General features: G+C 49.6%; 15 protein-coding genes. 1 reads left to right on the top strand and 14 read right to left on the bottom strand.

Annotated elements, in window-relative coordinates; translation table 11 throughout:
* Nucleotides 1-22 precede the first annotated feature (22 nt).
* From rlmD to PaeBR_RS03065, 4 genes are all read right to left on the bottom strand, one after another.
* On the bottom strand, nt 23-1,621 hold the full coding sequence (gene rlmD / locus PaeBR_RS03080) for a 23S rRNA (uracil(1939)-C(5))-methyltransferase RlmD (protein ID WP_410513453.1): 1,599 nt from the start codon (nt 1,619-1,621) through the stop codon (nt 23-25).
* 517 nt (nt 1,622-2,138) lie between these two features.
* Nucleotides 2,139-3,029 carry a diacylglycerol kinase gene (locus PaeBR_RS03075; protein WP_410513452.1) on the bottom strand — a complete coding sequence of 297 codons (891 nt, stop codon included), beginning with the start codon at nt 3,027-3,029 and terminating at the stop codon, nt 2,139-2,141.
* Between the two features lie 225 nt (nt 3,030-3,254).
* The gene (locus PaeBR_RS03070) at nt 3,255-4,049 is read right to left on the bottom strand and encodes a sirohydrochlorin chelatase (protein WP_410513451.1); all 795 of its coding nucleotides are present in this window, start codon (nt 4,047-4,049) and stop codon (nt 3,255-3,257) included.
* A gap of 1 nt (nt 4,050) precedes the next feature.
* Complete coding sequence (locus tag PaeBR_RS03065) at nt 4,051-4,341, bottom strand: YerC/YecD family TrpR-related protein (protein WP_410513450.1); 291 nt, start codon at nt 4,339-4,341, stop codon at nt 4,051-4,053.
* A gap of 418 nt (nt 4,342-4,759) precedes the next feature.
* Here PaeBR_RS03065 and PaeBR_RS03060 point away from each other — a divergent pair, with 418 nt between their 5' ends.
* Nucleotides 4,760-5,323 carry a tyrosine protein kinase gene (locus PaeBR_RS03060; RefSeq protein ID WP_410513449.1) on the top strand — a complete coding sequence of 188 codons (564 nt, stop codon included), beginning with the start codon at nt 4,760-4,762 and terminating at the stop codon, nt 5,321-5,323.
* A gap of 11 nt (nt 5,324-5,334) precedes the next feature.
* Here PaeBR_RS03060 and corA read toward each other — a convergent pair whose 3' ends face one another.
* From corA to PaeBR_RS03010, 10 genes are all read right to left on the bottom strand, one after another.
* The gene (corA, locus tag PaeBR_RS03055; protein WP_410513448.1) at nt 5,335-6,294 is read right to left on the bottom strand and encodes a magnesium/cobalt transporter CorA; all 960 of its coding nucleotides are present in this window, start codon (nt 6,292-6,294) and stop codon (nt 5,335-5,337) included.
* 141 nt (nt 6,295-6,435) lie between these two features.
* A complete protein-coding gene (locus PaeBR_RS03050; RefSeq protein ID WP_410513447.1) occupies nt 6,436-7,338 on the bottom strand; it encodes a response regulator in 903 nt (300 codons plus the stop codon).
* 3 nt (nt 7,339-7,341) lie between these two features.
* Entirely contained in the window at nt 7,342-8,631 is a 1,290-nt protein-coding gene (locus tag PaeBR_RS03045; protein ID WP_410513446.1) for an ATP-binding protein, read from the bottom strand.
* Between the two features lie 81 nt (nt 8,632-8,712).
* The gene (locus PaeBR_RS03040) at nt 8,713-9,363 is read right to left on the bottom strand and encodes an amino acid ABC transporter permease (RefSeq protein WP_410513445.1); all 651 of its coding nucleotides are present in this window, start codon (nt 9,361-9,363) and stop codon (nt 8,713-8,715) included.
* 27 nt (nt 9,364-9,390) lie between these two features.
* Nucleotides 9,391-10,041 carry an amino acid ABC transporter permease gene (locus PaeBR_RS03035; protein ID WP_410513444.1) on the bottom strand — a complete coding sequence of 217 codons (651 nt, stop codon included), beginning with the start codon at nt 10,039-10,041 and terminating at the stop codon, nt 9,391-9,393.
* Nucleotides 10,042-10,185: 144 nt separating this feature from the next.
* Nucleotides 10,186-11,031 carry a glutamate ABC transporter substrate-binding protein gene (locus PaeBR_RS03030; RefSeq protein WP_410513443.1) on the bottom strand — a complete coding sequence of 282 codons (846 nt, stop codon included), beginning with the start codon at nt 11,029-11,031 and terminating at the stop codon, nt 10,186-10,188.
* A gap of 31 nt (nt 11,032-11,062) precedes the next feature.
* A complete protein-coding gene (locus PaeBR_RS03025) occupies nt 11,063-11,791 on the bottom strand; it encodes an amino acid ABC transporter ATP-binding protein (protein ID WP_410513442.1) in 729 nt (242 codons plus the stop codon).
* A 304-nt stretch (nt 11,792-12,095) separates the two neighbouring features.
* Nucleotides 12,096-13,085 (bottom strand): anion permease, encoded by a 990-nt coding sequence (locus tag PaeBR_RS03020; RefSeq protein ID WP_410513441.1) that lies wholly within the window; start codon nt 13,083-13,085, stop codon nt 12,096-12,098.
* Between the two features lie 14 nt (nt 13,086-13,099).
* Complete coding sequence (locus PaeBR_RS03015; protein ID WP_410513440.1) at nt 13,100-13,717, bottom strand: DUF47 domain-containing protein; 618 nt, start codon at nt 13,715-13,717, stop codon at nt 13,100-13,102.
* 263 nt (nt 13,718-13,980) lie between these two features.
* Nucleotides 13,981-15,078 (bottom strand): DUF3048 domain-containing protein, encoded by a 1,098-nt coding sequence (locus tag PaeBR_RS03010; RefSeq protein ID WP_410513439.1) that lies wholly within the window; start codon nt 15,076-15,078, stop codon nt 13,981-13,983.
* Between the last annotated feature and the right edge of the window lie 125 nt (nt 15,079-15,203).

The following is a 15,203-nucleotide window of genomic DNA, read 5'->3' as shown; positions in this document are numbered from 1 at the left end:
ATTCGAGACTGAGTCTAATCACTCAATCCTCCCGATATAGCACTACCACGCACTCAACATGCACCGTATGCGGAAACATATCCACCGGCTGCACCTCTACAGTTTTGTACCCGCCATCCTCCAGCACCCGCAAATCCCTTGCCAGCGTCGAAGGGTTACACGATACATACACTACCCGTTCCGGCTTCATCGCCAGGATCGTCTCCAACAACCGTGGGTCGCAGCCCTTACGCGGCGGGTCCACGACGATAACATCCGCTGTAATCCCCTGCTCTTTCCAGTTCGGGATTACGTCCTCGGATGCTCCTACCTCAAACACCACGTTGCCCATGCCATTCAACTGCGCGTTCGCCCGTGCATCCTCTATCGCTTCACGAACGATCTCCACTCCATACACCTGCTTGGCATGCTGGGCCAGGAACAGTGATATGGTCCCGATGCCGCAGTAAGCGTCGATTACTGTCTCGTTACCCGTAAGGCCTGCATACTCAACAGTCTTGCCATAGAGGATCTCAGTCTGGGCCGGGTTCACCTGGTAAAAAGAGCGCGCCGAGATGGCGAACTGCACATCGCCGATATAGTCATAGATGACATCTCTGCCCCAGAGCACGCGGGTTTCGTCGCCAAAAATAACGTTCGTCCGCTGCGTATTGACGTTCTGGCAGATGCTCGCCACATCCGGGAGCTGCTCCCGGATGCTGCCGATCCAAGCGTCCTGATGCGGAATATCCCGTCCGTTGGTTACCAGCACCAGCATCATTTCTCCCGTGCGGAAGGCTTTTTTCACTACGACGTGACGCAGCAGGCCGCGGCCGGTTTCTTCATTATATGCGGAGATGCCGAGCTGGCTGCCGATGCTCTTCACGGCGGCTACGACTGCATCGTTATGCTCATGCTGGATCAGGCAGGTCTCCATGTCCACAATACGGTGGCTTCCGCGTGCGTAAAAGCCTCCGACGAGTCCACCATCTGTTACGCCAATTGGCACTTGAGCCTTATTCCGGTAGCGCCAAGGCTCGGCCATCCCGAGGGTAGGACGGACAAGAATCCCGTCATTTGTGCGGTAGCTTGACTTACTGCTTTGCCCGCCGTTTTGTTCGTCATTTCGCCCACTGTTTTGCCCGGCTTCTTGCCCTTCGATTTGCTCCTCGATTTGCCCTTCGATTCCCCCTTCGATTTCCCCACCGTCTCGCTCAACACTAAGCCCCGCACTATTCCCCGCCACCGTCAGCTTCCCGATCCGCTCCAGGTTGTCCACCACTAACTGCCGTTTCCACGCCAATTGGGCGGAATAGTCCATATGCTGCAGCTGACAGCCGCCGCATTGGTCGTAAATGGGGCAGGGCGGCCCGATGCGATCGCTGCTTGCCTCCACGATTTGCAGCAGCTTGGCGTAGCCATACTGTTTCTTTGTCTTTAGAACCTTAGCCCGGACTTTCTCTCCGGGAAGGGCTCCCTGCACAAAAAGGGTATAGCCCTCCACGCGGCCTACCCCTTCGCCTTCATGCGTCATGCCGATGATGTCCAGCATAACCTCGTCATTTTTGTTTACAGGCAGTCCGGCGACAGGCGCCGTGCCGTCCCGGCGGCTGGTATTGCGGCCGCTGCGGTGTCTACTCATTAGTTAAAATTCACTTCTTTCCTATCTCATTGTTTAATTAGAGGGAATTCCTCCAGTTAATTTTATCTATCAAGGTATGAGAAGAGATTAAAGGGAAAAAGTACCGCTATTTCGAGGTATGGGAGGCAAATCCATAGAATTAACGGTAGTATTTCCCATTAAATCGTTCAAAACAGGTTTTTCCGCCTCATTAGAGGGGGAATTTCCCGTTAAATGAACCCGCACCTGAATTCTCCATACATCGGCATCTGGCACGCACTCCAACCTTCCAGTACTATTACTTTCTTCCTCACACTCCATACTTTCCATCTACTCTAATTACATCTACTCATCTTCATTGACTCAAATTCCATTCATTCATCGTCACCGCTCGAACTCATCAACTCATATTTATCTACATTACTTCTACTCATTTTCATCAACTCATATTTATCTACATTACTTCTACTCATTTTCATCCACTCCGAATTCCATCCACTCATCTCCACCCACTCAAACACATCCGCTCACTTACACCTCACGTATTCTGGGCAAATATCCGCAAATGCTGCGGCAGGATTCGGAACTGGCCGGGCAGGGTGCCGCCCAGCTCGCCATCCAGGTTCAACTGGACATAACCGGGAGAGGTTACTTCCATCGCATCTGTGCGGAAGTAGACAACCTTCTTGTCCTGCAGATGTTCGCCGCGGATCGCCAGGCTAACCAGGCGGATGAATTCGGCGAGGTTGCATTTCTTGAGCGCAATGACGTCAAAGAGGCCGTCGTCGATACGAGCGTCGGGAGCAAGCTTCTCGAAGCCTCCGACGGAATTCGTATTGGCGATAAGGAACAGCATGAACTCATCATGAATGAGCTCCTGTCCGTTCGCGCGGATGATCAGCTCCGTCGGAGACAGGCTGGCCATTTTCTCGATGCCTTTTAAATAATAAGCAAGCTGTCCCATCATGGTCTTAAGCCTGCTTGGTACTTCATATGTCAGTTCGGTCAGGCTTCCGCCGCCGGCGATATTAATGAAATAACGGTCATTGGCTTTGCCGAGGTCAATCAGACGCGACTCCTGGCGCAGAATCAGGTCACAGGAATCCTCCCAGTTCTTCGGAATTCCCATCGCCCGCGCAAAGTCATTAGTAGTCCCAAGAGGCAATACGCCGAGGGGGGGAAGGTTAGGCTTCTCCGCCATCCCGTTGATAACCTCGTTCAGAGTGCCGTCGCCGCCCGCCGCAATGATCAGATCGTATCCGCGTTCGATCGCATCTACCGCAGCTGCCGTAGCATCGCCTTCTCCGGTCGTTGCATGGCAGGAGGCCTCAATGCCTCCAATATCCAGCCGGTCCAAAATATCGGCGAGCCGCTTCTTCATTTCTTCCCGTCCAGAAGTGGGATTATAAATCAATCTCGCAGTTTTCATTACCGGAACGCCACCTGTTTTTTAGTATTGATAACCTTATGATTATAACCAATTCCGGACCCTACAAGCAATGTCAGCGGCAAAAGAGCCTTTTTTGTCCCAGCGGCAGCTAGAATACCATCCTCATTCAGCACCCAAACCACCATATATATGTGTATGCGGGAGCCGCCGTAATGTACACAGCGGTCCGCTATCATTTCCGTATTAAACGTCCGCAGTCTCCGGTTATTTCTTCTGCTCCAAGCCTGCCTGCCCCTCGCCCCTTACACGTCTTAGGAGCAGCTCCACCTGATTCCCGATCCAGTGCGGAAGCAGCGGATGAGGCAGCAGGGTTTTGCCGGAATACCGGTAGGTTAATCCCTTGAGCTTCCGGGGAATCACCACCTTGGTGAAGTACCCTTCACTCAAAAAGAGCGGTGCCACCAGCACATCATGCCCCTTCCCGCTCCAGTACTCTACCTTGTCCCGAACACTATCCGGATTGAGCAGGGCGTAATCGGCAGCAGCAACACCACTCACCTCACGCACACGATTAGCGAGCGAGCCAATCCCTTTCTGCCAGCGCTGCCGGAAGCCATCGTGCACACTTCCATGACCAACCAGGAGAATCGTCTCCCGTGCCGGGTCTTTCGACATCTCACGGAGTTTGTCCCAGATCATCACGGCAATGTCCGGATCATCGTCGACAGGGTAACCATAATGGACACGCGCTTTTACCGTGAAAAGCTCCAGATCCGTCTCCCGTTCGGGTTCCGCCTTTGCACCCAGCGCATATTCTATCTCATCGACATGCGTGCTTCCCGAGGAAACAAACAAGGGGATCACCAGAATATCTGTGACCCCTCCATGTTCCAGCTTATTGATTCCATCTTGTATTAAACGGCCCTCTACGAGTTCCAAAAAAGAAACCGCCACGGGAATCTCTTCACAGAGCGGTAAACCGCTTACGGCTTCCTCTACAATCCTTACCCAAGCACCGTCACGTGAGCCATGACTGATGATGAGTATGCCCGGCTTCATGCTATCGTCCCAGACGCTCAAGCGTCATTTTGTATCCGTCATTGCCATAGTTCAGGCAGCGCTTCACCCGGGAAATCGTAGCCGTGCTTGCCCCTGTTTCTGCTTCAATCTGGTTATACGTGGAGCCTTTGCCCAGCATACGGGCTACTTCCAGGCGCTGCGAGAGGGATTGAATCTCATTCACCGTACATAGGTCATCAAAAAACACATAGCATTCTTCCATATCTTTTAAAGTTAAAATGGCTTCGAATAATTGATCGATACTTTTATCATTTAGCTTCTTAAGCTGCATAAGTTAATCATCCCCTAAAAGTTCTGTCAGCATTAGCATCTCTGATTTGGCTTCGTCCAAAACTGCATCGGAAGCATAAAATGAAAGTGGCTATCTGCCTCTACTATATTGCACTGGAGCGCTTTTTTCAAGCATTAACGGATTCACGCAGTAAAGTCCGAAAATCACGGACAAATGTCCATTCCATGCGCACAAACAAGCTAACAACCTTCCTCCCTATGTTAACATCAACCGACTTTCCTATCGTACTACAAAAGCGCCGAAAATCAAGCCTGGACACGGTTTTTTCACTTCCGTCCATTCTTTATGGGCATCCGCCCTTTTCCGCTCCTACCCTGAAAACCCGGGCATTCGTCTATACGTTATGTTCGCCCATGACATACAGTATAGCAAACCACTGACAAAGGAATGTGATATTATGCCTGATCATTACTATAATCATTCCCGCCGCAGCCAGCGTTCACTGGCTGAACCTTATACATCGCCCTATCCCGGCATCAGCCCCTATGTGCAGGTTCCGGGCCCTGGACCCAGCGGTCTTTTCCCGCCCTATGGAGCAGCTGAAGTTACCGAAACTGCACTGGCGGTACCCGTCACGGAAGCTGCGACCTCCAAAGCCGGGGGCCTGCTCGGCGGTCTCGGCGGTCTCGGTGGACTGGGCGGACTCGGGAATCTGGCCAACATGGAGCAGATTAAAGGCATCATAGACCGGATGGGCGGCATCGACGGCATCGTGAATTCCATGGGCAAGGTGCAGAAGGTGATGCAAGGCTTTCAGCAGATGGCTCCCATGGTAAAGCTCGTTATGGGCGGGTTCGGCAAAGCCAAGGGCTTGGCGAATGGAGCGCTTGCAGCAGAAGAGGATGCGGCCCTTTACAGCCCTAACCGGCGTAAAAAAAGACGCCCTGCTCAGCGCCGCAAATCCTCATCCCCCAATCGCCGGCGCTCAGCACCGGTCTCCCGTAAACGGCGCCGCAAATAAGCGGCGCTGTTTTACTTAAACCACCCGCTTCTCCGAAACCACAGGATCATTCCGCCGCCAAGCAGCAGCATAAACAGCAGCACGCCGAAATAACCATACTCCCAATCCAGCTCCGGCAGTACGCGGAAATTCATACCATAAATCCCGGCGATAAGCGTCAGCGGCATAAAAACCGTGGTGATTACCGTCAGTGTTTTCATAATCGAGTTCATCCGGTTGGAATTAAGCGAGATATAGCTGTCGCGCAGGTCGGCAGTCATTTCGCGGTCCGCCTCAATCATATCGGTCAGCTTCAGCAGGTGATCATAAATGTCACCGAAATACACCCGCTCCTCCCCGTTATTCTGCACATGCTGCGAGTTCACAATCCGGTACAAGAGATCCCGCATCGGCACGATGGTCCGACGCAGCTTCAGCAGGCGGCCGCGCACATCAAACACCTGCTTCATCAATTCTTCCACCGATTCGTTGCTGCCCCGGCTTTCCAGATCGGCAAGCTCATCTTCAATACTGTACAGGCTCGGGAAATACGTATCGACCAGCTTGTCCATCACCGTATACGCAGCAGCCATAGGCCCGCCCGACCACCCTTTCCGGCTATGGATTTGACGCATGACCTGTTCCCATGCTTCGTCCATTTCCGACTTCTCCTGGTGGTGATAGGAAACCAGAAAATTTTTGCTCAGGAACAGGTCCACCTCTTCCGCTTCCAGCGTGTGTTCATTCAGCGCATGCAGCACAAAAAACTGCACATCCTTATAATAATCCAGCTTTGGCCGCTGAAGCAGATGCATACAATCTTCAATCGCCAACGGATGGAAGTGAAAATATTGGTCAAGCAGCAGCGTTTCCGCAGGCGTAGGCGAAGCAAAATCGGCCCAGATCCAGGCGTAATCCGCAAGGTGAATCTCCTGAAGCGGCAATTCTGTCAGAACTTCTCCCTCATGCGTTACTGCAAGTGTACGTATCATATAAAGTTCCTCCGTCATTTCTTGTGCTACTGCGTCTATTGTACAGCATGGACAGGGCTTATCCCAAATCACAAGCGCTTTCTTCTTTTCCCAAAAAAATAACCGCCAGCCCGCATTCAGCGGCTCCGGAGGTCTCATTGTCTAACGGCCCATTCCCTCCTGCAGCTCCAAATACAGCACCTGAAGAAACTTCTTAATATTCACCTTCACCTTGGCGGTTTCCCTGCCTTGTTCAATTTCCTTCATCTTCAGACGTACATCCTCGAAATCGAAATAGAGCGGCGCGTAATGCTCGAACTTCGGATTGCCGTAATCCGTCAGCCCGATTGATGCGAGATTTGAAAGACCTGCCGATAGGGCACGCCGCAGGCGTTGTTCGATCGCTTTGCTCTCCTTGGCAATATCACTTGCACTTTCTTTGTAGGTCGCAGCTACCATCTCGTACATTTCTTTAAGCGGCGGGAGGCTGCCGTTATCTTCTCTGCCTGATAAGATCTCCATAATCGCAATAAGGTCACGGCTGCCGCTTTCACCAATCATCCCCATATTCATCAGGATCGGCTGCAAAATCTCCCGGACGGTTCGTTTGGCTAGCGGCAGCGGAGGAGAGCCGAACTGCAGCCCTTCCAGCTTTTCCAGACTGGACTTGATCTCGTCGAGATAGCGGTTGATGGCATAACGCTCATTTACTTTGTGCAGGACTGCTTCCACTTCAAACCGGTTAATCGGCTTGCGGATAAAGAACTCGATCCCGCTCCGGTACGCGCGCCCCACCATGTCCCCATTTTCGATCTGGGAGATCATCACGAACTTGGACTTGCAGCCCTGAGCCTGAAGCGAATTAATCGTCTCAATCCCATCCTGATCAGGCATGAGTAAATCCATCAGCACGATATCCGGACTTTCACTCAAGATTAGGGCCACACCGTCCTGCCCGCCTTCCGCCATCCCCACCACTTCACCAAGACCGCTGTCTTCGATTATATATTGCAGCATCCTTCTGGCACTTCCATCATCATCCACGATACAGAACGAAAGCGGCATGCTCTATTCCCCCTTTTGCAGCTTTGCTGTAGGAATTTTGATCTGAAACATAGCCCCACCCGTATGAGGAGCCGCACCGACTGTAATTTCGCCCTGAAAAATATCGACAATATCCCGCACATGCGAAAGCCCGATACCTGTCGCCGCTACGCCCTCTTCGTCGAATTTGGTCGTAAAGCCCGGCTCAAATAATAGATCCCGATCGCGTTCCTTCACTCCGCCGCCGCTGTCGGTAACAGAGAATACGGTGATTTCTCCCTTTTCATAGACCCCGAGGGACACGGTTCCTTGTTCTTTAATGGCTTCCACCGCATTGGCGGTCAAATTGTTCAGCAGCGTCAGCAGAGGTATGTAATGGGCAGTGGTATAATCCGAGGATATATGATGGCTGAAGTCGATTCTTTTACCCAGCATTTCAGCGTACTTCGCATTGCTCTTCACCGTAAAGAGGATGATGCCGGACAGCGGCATATCGCCCGTAACTTCACGATCCACAAGCTTAACCAGGCCCGCCAAAATACGCTGTGAATCCTTCTTCACCTCATGAATTTGCTGTGTAATGTCCAGTACCTGACGGGTATGAGGCGGCTGAAGCCCCTCTTCCTTAAGGCTGCGGTACAGATCGTAACTGTTCAAGGTTACATTCTCAAGGGTACCGATGGACTTTTTCAAATAAAAAACTTCACCGTACAGTCCCGAACCGAATCCGAGCATTTGCTCGATCCGCCGTTTCTGCTCCTTCTGGACGATGCGCATCTGGTTGACGGAAATACTGCTGTAGATCCCCGTAGTGAAATAGGTGCGCAGCATAGCGATTGCCATTAAATACGTCCATTCATTCAGCTGAAAAGAGCTCGTTCCGAGCACAACCAGGCGGGTCAGCAGCTCCATTTCATTTGACATCAGATCAATAAACGCCGCCACGCCGCCGAGCACGAGCGGATGAAAGGTGTCCAGCCACGTCTTGATCAGCCTCATGCCCAGTGCAAAAACAATATAATAAACCATCGCCGAGCAATGCCTGCCGAGGATTTGTTCAACCGCCATCCCGTTGCCTGCGGCCATATCCATAACGGTGCGAAACAGCAGGACGACCACCCCGGTAGCAATACCGGTAGCTATATAGGGGAGATGCCTCAATAAAAGCAAAAACAGCAGAAATGCACTGCTGCCCAGGCCTATTCTAAAAATGTCGCCGTCGAACGGGTTGATCTTGAACTCACCCGCTACAGCCGTTACCGCCGACACCATCAGAATCTGTATATATTTATGTTTAATCAGAGATTGTCCCATCATCAACTGCTCCTGCCTAGAGAGGTTGACAATTATACTATCATACTACGAGGTATTTTCAAACGAATAAGTATACTGGGGTCACGCGCCTTTGCTCTCCAAACGTTTGGATACAAGCGACAGCATGAAATTTACTGTAAAATAGATCAATGCAACGAGCAGCAGGGTCGGAATCGTGTACGTATAACCGTGTCCGATAACAATTCCCGCATTATGCATTAGCTCGGGCAATGAGATGACTACCGCTAGCGAAGTATCCTTCAGCAAAGAAATGAACTGGCTCACCAAAGGGGGAACCATACGCCGCAGCCCTTGCGGAAGCACGATATGCCAAAGGGTCTGAAAGCTGCTGAGTCCGGATGAACGTGCGGCTTCAATTTGACCTTTATCAACCGAGGTTAATCCCCCGCGAACAATTTCTGCAATCATCGCCGCTTCAAAGATCGTCAGTCCCGCAATGGCCGCCGTAATCAGACCCATTTTAATGCCGACCTCCGGAAGCGCGAAACGGATGAAGAATATGATCAGCAAGAGCGGCAAGTTACGGATCAGCTCTACAAGCACAAACATAATCGGTGAAAGCACAGGAACCTTCGCATACCGGATCACACCAATTACACAACCAAGCACAAAGCTCAGCACAATGGCCGCAAAAGCCACAATAAGCGTAATATAGAGTCCATCCAGTAAAAACTTCAAATTCTCAGCGGAGTATGCACCTGCAAAATCCATATAATCCCTCCTCCCAAAAGTATTCGCTTAATATTTACGCTGCAGCCTGCGCTCCCACACTCTGATGCCATAGCTAAGCGGCAGCGTCAGAGCCAGATAAAACAGCGCCACGAAAATATAAGTGTCGAACGTGCGGTAAGTCTCCGTGGAGACAATATCCGCGAAATACATCAGATCCAGGCCAGCGACAAGCGTCAGCACTGATGAGTTCTTAATCAGGTTAATGAATTGATTGCCCAGCGGAGGAATCACCAGCTTGATCGCCTGCGGCAAAATAATATGAAGCATCGTCTGAATATAGTTCAGACCGGATGAACGCGCGGCCTCGGTTTGACCCTTGGGAACAGCCATAATTCCTGCACGGATCGCTTCCGCGATAAATGCCGAGGTATATACGGCCAAACCAATGGTACCCGCTGTGAAACCTTCCAATGAAAGACCTATAGCCGAAGGACCGTAATAAAAAATATATACAACGAGCAGCAGCGGAATGTTACGAACAAACTCAACGAATCCTGTCCCGAACCAGCGCAGCCCTCTCACGGAAGAGATGCGGAATACGGCGATAAGCGAGCCAAGCAGGAAACTGCCAATCAGGGCGATTACACTGGAAAGCAAAGTGTTATAGAAGCCTTCCATGTAGGAGCTGAAATGACCAGTCAATATCGAGAAATCCATAGATGTCACCTACCCTTGCCTAAAAATAAGAAGCGTTCCGTTCATTTATTAATTCACTACAGACAAACACGAAAGGATGGCAGGCGGGTTCCCCCGTTCCATCCTTTCGCTGCTGCCTTATAACAAGCTTTATGACTTCATGATTTACTTCGCCAGATCTTTACCGATCCATTTTTTGTAGATGGCATCATATTCGCCGTTCGCTTTCAGTTCAGCCAGCGTGTCGTTAACAGCCTTAACTACGTCAGCGTTGCCTTTTTGCATCGCTATACCGTATGGCTCATCGGTAAACGGTTCACCGACAACCTCATAACCAGGATCCTGTGCAGCCATACCGTACAGGATGGCATCATCAGTGGTTAGAGCCTCGCCTTTGCCTGCTTTCAGGGCGCTGAATGCATCCTGGTAGTTATCGAACTCAAGCACGGTGATGCCTTCAACTTTTTCTTTGATATTCTTGATCGAGGTTGCACCCTTGGAACCAAGCACTACTGTATCTTTGGTTACATCCTGAATCCCTGTAATCGGGCTGCCCTTCTTCACCAGCAGCGATTGTCCGGCCTGGAAGTATACGTCGGAGAAATCAACTTCCTTCTTGCGCTCTTCTGTAATGGTCATTGTTGCAACAACCATATCAATTTCACCATTATTCAGCATAGGAATCCGAGTCTTGGAGGTTACTTCTTTCAGTTCAATCGCATTCTCATCACCCAGGATATGCTTGGCGATGGCTTTGGAGATGTCGATATCGAAGCCTTCCACATTACCTGTGCCTGGGTCCTTCAATCCGAACAGCTTGGTGTCGAACTTAACACCGACTACCAGTTTACCGCGTTCTTTAATCTTGGCGATAGCTTCCGACTCCCCTGCTGCAGCAGTGTTGCCGTTAGCGGCAGTATTATCTGCCTTATTGTTACCACAGCCTGCAAGAACGAACAAAGCAACAACCATCATAACACTCAACAGCTTTCCCAATTTGGACATTTTCATTTTTCTTCCTCCCCTGATTCCTATCTATTTTTTAATGACTTAATACACGGCTAAGAAAAGTACGTGTGCGTTCTTCACGCGGACTTGCGAAAAATTGCTCCGGCTCCGCCTCTTCTACAATCTGCCCCTGATCCATGAATATTACACGGTCAGCTACCTCGCGGGCAAAGCCCATCTCGTGGGTAACCACAACCATCGTCATTCCTTCACGGGCCAGCGCACGCATAACATCAAGTACTTCACCGACCATTTCCGGATCAAGTGCCGATGTTGGCTCATCGAACAGCATGATTTTAGGTTTCATGGCAAGTCCCCGGGCAATGGCCACCCGCTGCTGCTGTCCACCGGATAGCTGGGATGGATAAGCGTTGGCTTTTTCAGCTATGCCCACCTTCTCCAAGTAATACATCGCTGTTTTCTCGGCTTCCTCTTTGGATAGGCCAAGCACCTTAATAGGCGCCAGCGTAATATTGTCGATTACTTTTTTATGAGGGTATAAATTAAAATGCTGGAATACCATACCTATATCCTTACGCAGCTTATTAATATCCGTTTTGCGGTCATTGACAGCTATACTGTTAACCGTCAGTCCACCGCTCGTAATCGTCTCCAGGCGGTTTATGCAACGAAGCATCGTGCTTTTGCCGGAGCCGGACGGACCAACAACGACAACCACTTCCCCTTCCTGAACGTGCAGATCTATGCTTTTGAGTACATGGAAATGTCCATAATGCTTCTCTACCTGATGAAAGTCGATCAACGCCAGGCCTCCTTCACTACAAATATGTAAATCAACTCTTGATATTCTCTTCTTCGGCTCTGTTAACTATAGTAACACTTAAAACACACTTTACTTTAAAGACTATAAAAAACTACATAATACTATGTTAAACATTAATCAAGAGTAACATTTTCTTTTCAAAAGGTGAGATATTTCATTTTCTTTTCTCTCTGATTAACGTTTTTTATCACGTTCTTGTGACTTTTTGTGACATTCCTCTCTTGCATAGCTGTATAATAAAAAGCCCGGTCGATGGGATCGACCAGACTCTCACTGGGTTATTTTAAAAAAAGATTTTAAAAATTAATCCTGCGAGCACTGCGCTGATCGGAATCGTAATAAACCAGGTTATGACGATACGTCCGGCCACGCCCCATTTAACGGCGGAGAAACGTTTAGCCGAGCCTACACCGAGAATCGCGGAGGTGATGGCATGGGTCGTACTTACCGGCAAATGCAGCATCGTTGCCGAGAAAATAACGGAAGCTGCAGAAATATCCGCGGCGAAGCCGTTGATCGGCTCGATTTTAAAAATCTTGGTACCCATGGTCTTGATAATCTTCCAGCCGCCGATTGAAGTACCCAGTGCCATAGCTGTAGCTGCGGAAATTTTAACCCACAGGGGAACCTCCATCGAATCCAAATTACCGGAAGTAACGAGTGCAAAGGTGATAATCCCCATCGCCTTCTGGGCGTCGTTCGTACCGTGGGTAAAGGATTGAAAAGCAGCGGTGATGATCTGCATGGAACGGAAGCCTTTATTAACTGTATGCGGGCTGCGTTTGGCGAATATCCATTTCAGAATCATCATGACGATATAACCGATAGCAAATGCAAGCAGCGGAGAAAGAATAAGTCCTTCCACGATTTCGATGAAACCGCTCCATTTAATATGATCCGATCCCGCTCCAATATACACGGCACCAGCCAAAGAACCGATCAGTGCATGGGAGGAGGAAGAAGGAATACCGAACCACCACGTAACCAGATTCCAGATAATCGCAGCTATCAAAGTCGCAATAACGATCTGAATTCCGTTATCCAGCTTGGCCGGATCGGTTATGCTTCCGCCGATTTTTTTAGCTACGCCAGTAAAGAGCAAAGCTCCAATAAAGTTCATGGATGCTGCCAATACGATAGCTGTCCGCGGGGTTAGTGCCCGCGTAGAGACAGAGGTAGCGATTGCGTTAGCTGTGTCATGAAAGCCGTTGATGAAATCAAACGCAAGCGCGAGAAATATGACAAGTCCAAGCACGAATAATGATGTATCCATATTTATAGAGCCCCTTATGAGTTGCGCATGATGATCGATTCCAGCATGTTGGCTACGTCTTCACATTTATCCGTGGTTGTCTCCAGCCGCTCGTAAAGCTCTTTGCGCTTGATCAGCTCAATAGGGTCCTTCACTTGTTCGAACAATGCTTTCGTACAAATACGCAGCACTTCATCCCCTTGGTTCTCCAGATCATTCAGACGGATTGTATATTCGCGAATAGCCAGCAGCTTCTTATGGGACAGCAGATGAATGGCCTTCTGAATTTCATAGGCGGACTGACGCAGGATTTCTGCAAACTGTACAATATACTCGTCCGGTTCGAGCAGATTATACATATAGAAACGTGAGGCTGAAGACTCCAAGCCGTCAATAACATCGTCCATGCTTGTAGTAAGATCCATTATATCGTCACGTTCGAGTGGCGTAATGAATGTTTTGTTCAATTCTTTAATAATCGTGTGCGTGTAAGAATCGCATTGCGATTCGTACTTCTTCATCTCTCCGGCAAATTTCTCCACATTGTCTTTGAGAGTGGTAATATTCTGAGCGAAGTAGTCCGCAGCCTGGACAATCGTATCCGCCATATTCTCGAGCGTCTCAAAAAAAATGTCCTTTTTTCTTAACTTCATCCATTTAAACCCCTTTACGTAAAGTTACCTTGAAAACACAGGCTCATCCATATGTAAACCGCATGAAAATGAATGACAACCTTTGTTATCTTAACATATCCGATAGAGGGATAGAAGCAAAAGAAGCGAACTTTTTTACACTGCGTTAACATAAATCTGCATCTTCTTCGAAAATAATCCATAAACGATGGAAATATTGGAACTTATTTACACTATGCTTTTTCCATGAAGATACTGTTTACTTTTCACCGTTTTCTTATTCCCTAGGTTGAACTTTGAGCTTGACCGTACGTGACATGGCTGCTGAAGGAAGGCGTATTCGGCACGATCAGAAAATGTGTCACGCCCGGATATAATGGCGCTTCTTCCCCGTCCTTGACAAACCGGATGATATCATTCGGCTTACGAACCCATCTGCCCTTGATTACCTGACCGCGCTCAAAGAGCAGCGCCTCCCCGCCCAATTCCACATCGATCTGGAGTCTGCCTATATCATCAAGCACCTTATGATCTGCACCCATTACGATTACATTTGCAGCCTCTACCGGTTCGTTGTTGTTCAGATCCAGATGAGGCTTTCCGTTTACCCATCTCAGGTATGTCCGCCGCTCAGGATCATATTTATAGTCAAGCTTATAGCTTTTGAGTTGAAAATTAACGCTGAATTCGGAAGCAGCCTCCCCGCCCAGCGGCATATAATCCGGATTGGTGAACAGGTAGGCCGGAACTTCAGTACGATCTGAATAACCCAGCTTGTCCGCCCCTTCCCGCAGCTTGGCCGCATTGCTGTATAGATTATGGGGCGCCTTCCGGTTCTTGTCACGCCAGAAATAGGCTCCCGCATTCCCGATCTCGTCCATATCCTCTTTCTTGTCCTTCTGCAAAATAGCATAGGCAGCCTGACTGCCGCCGGCATGCACGGTCACCCCGCTGTAGCTTTCACCAATATCTATCAGATATGGCCGGATACTGCGGATTGGTCCGATCTTTACGACTCCTGTATGACTTTGAAAAATACCGATCAACCGCGTAATCCCGCCTTCAGCGAGCACTTCATATAAAATATCGGCTTCACTCACGCCCGACTGGGGCCGGGCGGCAGGCGCATTGTTAATCATGACAGCTAAAGGCCTGGGGAGAATGGCTTCGGTTACCGGCAGGCCTGTCAAGCCAGATACAATCCCTGCGAAAGCTTCAATGGGTGGTGTCTGCAGTGGAGAAACCACCGGCAAGGGAGCTGCAGAAGGTTCTATTGTTGGAGCGGTATTATCGCTTGCATCCCCGGATGAGCAAGCGGTGAGCAGCGTCGCCGCAAGAAGAATGCCGGGAAGCAGGCGGGAAGAATAGCGGGTCAAATTCATAAACGGATTGTTCCTCCTTTATTGGTTTTGCACTTGTTTCCATTTAATCACAGCCTGTCCCTTTTGTCTTGATTACAGTACTAAAAAAGGGTATGGCCTCTGAAATTCCGGCCATACCCTGTATC

This window comes from Paenibacillus sp. BR2-3, assembly GCF_046529485.1.
Classification (GTDB): Bacteria; Bacillota; Bacilli; order Paenibacillales; family Paenibacillaceae; genus Paenibacillus_AQ.
This window is presented reverse-complemented; position numbering and strand designations above follow the sequence as displayed.